General features: G+C 36.9%; 3 protein-coding genes. 1 reads left to right on the top strand and 2 read right to left on the bottom strand.

Annotated features, from left to right (window positions below; genetic code table 11):
- Positions 1–593: 593 nt before the first annotated feature.
- Together CK510_RS27285 and rpsO are read right to left on the bottom strand one after the other, a co-directional pair.
- A complete protein-coding gene (locus CK510_RS27285; protein WP_095724646.1) occupies positions 594–1,076 on the bottom strand; it encodes a PAM68 family protein in 483 nt (160 codons plus the stop codon).
- A 30-nt stretch (positions 1,077–1,106) separates the two neighbouring features.
- The gene (gene rpsO / locus CK510_RS27280; protein WP_095724645.1) at positions 1,107–1,376 is read right to left on the bottom strand and encodes a 30S ribosomal protein S15; all 270 of its coding nucleotides are present in this window, start codon (positions 1,374–1,376) and stop codon (positions 1,107–1,109) included.
- Positions 1,377–1,883: 507 nt separating this feature from the next.
- On the opposite strand from rpsO, the gene CK510_RS27275 reads away from it, so the two are divergent.
- The gene (locus tag CK510_RS27275; protein WP_095724644.1) at positions 1,884–3,806 is read left to right on the top strand and encodes an ATP-binding protein; all 1,923 of its coding nucleotides are present in this window, start codon (positions 1,884–1,886) and stop codon (positions 3,804–3,806) included.
- Positions 3,807–4,053 lie beyond the last annotated feature (247 nt).

The raw sequence follows: 4,053 nt of genomic DNA, 5'->3' as shown, positions 1-4,053 counted from the left end.
GGCGTATCGCATGGTGCGGAACAGAAAAATCAAGCTCAAAGCGTGGAAAGCCATACCCCTATTTTGATTTTTCTGTCAATGCGTAAGTCCTATAAATTTGGTTCTAAATCTTAGATAAACCTCGTCCATGTCGGAACCCGGAGTTTTTGATTATTCTGTTGTGTCATTGCGACGTAAGGACGCAATCTCAAAATATGACTCGGAAAACTACAATTCTCAAGGTAGATGAGGTTTATAAATATTGATTCTAACTTTATTGATTCTAACTTTTGGCTCTCAATTTTGGTTCTCAATTAAAGCTAAATAGACCAGTGTCATAACTTGTAGTGAAATTTTTTAGTGGATTTTTTAACGCAATTTATTGAATAAATATTTCAATGTCAAAAATCAACGGAAAGCCCGGTTACTTATAGCAACTGGGCTTTTATAGTCTTTTGACTATAATGTATATTGTTTGAATTTGCAGAGTTTTATTTTTAAATATTAATAATGTTGAAGTTATGAAATTTCAACTTCAACATTCTTGAAAATATTTAACCTTACATCTAAAGATTTCTATCTCAGATTTCCGATTGATGTACGGCTGTTAAAAACTATACTTTATTTTGCCGAGTTGTACGCCAACCTTCTACCATTCGTCCCCAGTTGGTGGTAAGTTCACCCCAACCGAATAGGGTTCCCGGTCGGTTTATATCCCAGGAGGTGGAGAGGACACCGTATGTAATACCCAGCACACCCAAACCGAAAAATCCCATATTCAGGAGTAAAACGGCAATGGGGGGCAATTTGATACCAGCAAAAGCGACTAGTAAATAACTAACAACAAGGGTTGTGATACCCAGAGCTGTGGGAATACCAGAGAAACAAGCAACTCGTCGTATCATGCGATCGCTAATTACTTTTGGTATTGCCATTTCTTCTTTAGTGTAAGGGGGGTTTCTGTCCTCTTTCACTTTGCCTTCTTTCAAATTGGCAGATACTGGTTTAACTACGGGTTGAGCTTTGGCTTTGGCTGGTTTTTGGCGTTTAGTTTTTGGCTCAAACGGTAGATTGTTGCGTTCAGATTCGGCAGACATAAGCAGGTGGTTAATTATTATCCACGAAATTTATCCACGAATACCAAGACGGGCGATTAGTGCTTGATAGCGATCGCGGCTTCCTTGGGTAATGTAAGCTAAAAGGCGTTTGCGTTGACCGATTAATTTCAACAAACCACGACGGGATGAGTGGTCTTTTTTATTGCCTTGCAGGTGTTCGCTAAGGCGATTAATCCTTGCTGTCAGCATTGCAACTTGCACTTCGGCAGACCCGGTGTCTGTCTCGTGAACTTGATACTGTACGATTATCTCTTGTTTTCGCTGTTGCGTCAGAGCCATGACTGTTTTGATTTTGAACTAATGCAGCAGTTTCCAATATTATCACAGTGCGTCGGGAATTGGGCATAGCAAAATCGGGAAAAGAAAAAAGGATATTGGAAGACTAGGTGAATAAATAGGACATTTTCAATTTTGTCAACTCCCTAAAGTTATATTTTCTGGGATAGCAAGCAAATGCGTAAGTTATTTTATGTATCTAAAGTGACAAGTACAGGCTGGGAGGAAATCGTTAAAAGTCTTGTAATCTGGTCATCTTATCTGCGTATTAGCATATATATTTTTCGCTTAATTTCTAAAAATTTATGACTTTAAAATTGATCGGAACAAAATTATCTCGTATTTATTTTTCCTATACAAAATATGTCTTTTGGTAGCTGATAAATTTTATCTATTCCTTTAGGGTGAGAAAGAAAACTGTTTACGTACTTGGTACTGAATTTTATTCATAGCGACTACTTACTCTTCTAATTTCAAGAAAGCTTAATCTGAAAAAAAAGGGTTGCATCAATGATTCAAAACAATATAAATGAGACAGTTCGCATTAATACACGAATTAATGCTCGAAAAACAGATGTTTTTGATATTTTCAATTTCAAGCATTATCTTGGTGCAAACCCTTATTTAAACTCAGGGGCACTAGTATTTGACTTTGCGATCGCAGATGACCGAGAAGCTTTACCGTTGGAGGATTATTTGGCAGGGGTTTGTAAATACTTTCCAAATTTAGGCAATGAAACTTATCAATCTCATGCAGATTTATTTGCCCGTACTGCTTGCGAAATGGGTAAATTAGAGATGGATATGTATTTAAATAAATGGAGTGTTAAACCTGATTCTCAAAAGTATAAAATTGCCATTCAATCGCTACATGAACGTACAACTCGTGGGGTTATTTATTTTGTTTGGGATTGGTTTGAAGCAATTAACCAAGATGGAAATATTGATTTTGATGAACAATTAACAATCCTGCAAAATCGTTTTCGACATTCAGTATATGGTGGTTTTACGGTTTATGCTTTGTGGAGAACTGCGGAGAAAAAAGGTATTCCGACATTTTATTTGTGGGAAGAAGGATTGATACAATATGGTTTTGGGAAAAATCAAATTCGCGGAATTGCGACAACATTTGATTGTGATAGTCACCTTGATTCTGACTTTACAACCCGCAAAGATGACTGTAAAGCATTTTTGAAATCATTAGGTTTCCCCGTTCCCGAAGGTGATATTGTTAAGAGCGATCGCGAAGCTTTGGCAGTAGCTAAAGAAATCGGTTATCCAGTCGCAATTAAACCCGTTGTTGGACATAAAGGTATTGGGGTTACACCAGATGTACGCACTGCCAGAGAATTAGAATTAGCTTGCGATCGCGCAGTCAAAGCAATTCCTGAAGAACTACCAACAAGAATAATTGTCGAAAAAAGCATTAAAGGTAGGGATTTTCGTTTGCTATGCGTTAATGGCAAATTTATCGCTGCGACTGAACGTCGTTCTGCTTCAGTTGTAGGTGATGGTTACTCGACAATTGATGAACTTATCCGTGAAGAAAATTGCAAACCTGTACGTCATGATACCCAAACTTCAGCAATGAGTAAAATTCTGTGCGATGAAGCAATGGAACTTTATTTAGATGAGCAAGGTTTGTCATTAGATAGTGTCATCGAAAAAGATGAGACAATTTACCTTCGCAAAGTTGCTAATCTTTTAGCAGGTGATGTCAGCATTGATGTTACTAGCACTATGCATCCTGATAATATTATTTTGGCACAGGATATTGACCAGTATTTTCGGTTGACTTGTGTGGGTATTGATGTGATTGCCGAAAGTTTAGAAATATCTTGGAAGGAAGGTAGTTTTGCGGTTTTAGAAATCAATGCAGCACCAGGTATTTTAATGCATTTAAATCCTGCGGTTGGTTGTCGTGTTGATGTCCCATCCCATATTCTAAACGCTTTCTTTGAGTCGGGCAATGATGGGAGAATTCCGATTATGACTTTCAATAAAATTTCAGTTTGTGACTTGAAAGAAACTATCAACCATATTCTTTCACAATACCCCGATTGGATAATTGGTGCTGTATGTCGTGATGGAGTTTTCATTAATCATTCAGAAAAAATTCTGAGTCCAGATTACAACAAGAATGTTCAAAATTTACTACGAAATCCGAATCTAGATTTATTAATTGCTGAATATGACGAAAACATTTTAGAAGCAGAAGGGATGTTTTACTGCGGTAGTAATATGGTTGTTTTAAATAATCCAAGTGATACCGAAATGATGATAGCACGGGATATTTTGGATGATTCAATCTTAGTTATTAGAAAAGAAGATAATATTACAATTCACCGTCAGGGTTTGATTGAAGAGTCTTCCTTGGGTAAAGATGAGTCATTTACACGAGTTTATTTAGAGGAGATAGGAACTATTTTGTAATATTATATTGGGTAAAATCACTTATTAATCAACCAGGGATTATAAATCCCTGGCTGAAAGCTGAAGTTGTCTAAAGACGACTAAGGAATGAGTATTTATTAGTATCCCATCAATACTTCGGGGTAAAGATTTATTCTGGCATCCACGACCAACCAAACGGGTTAAGCGAAGATTTGTCCCGAATAATACTGCCCAAAGATGGGATATTTCCGATCAAAGAAATGCGATCGCGGATATACTCAAAAAA

It is taken from the genome of Brunnivagina elsteri CCALA 953 (genome assembly GCF_002289455.1).
In the GTDB taxonomy this organism is placed as follows: Bacteria; Cyanobacteriota; Cyanobacteriia; order Cyanobacteriales; family Nostocaceae; genus Brunnivagina; species Brunnivagina elsteri.
Note: the sequence above shows the minus strand (reverse complement) of the source record. Positions and strands in the feature narration are given on the sequence as shown.

Bases quoted from the DNA above. Each gene is read 5' to 3' on its own strand.
- CK510_RS27285 (WP_095724646.1), bottom strand. From the start codon at position 1,076: ATGTCTGCCGAATCTGAACGCAACAATCTACCGTTTGAGCCAAAAACT.
- rpsO (WP_095724645.1), bottom strand. From the start codon at position 1,376: ATGGCTCTGACGCAACAGCGAAAACAAGAGATAATCGTACAGTATCAA.
- CK510_RS27275 (WP_095724644.1), top strand. From the start codon at position 1,884: ATGATTCAAAACAATATAAATGAGACAGTTCGCATTAATACACGAATT.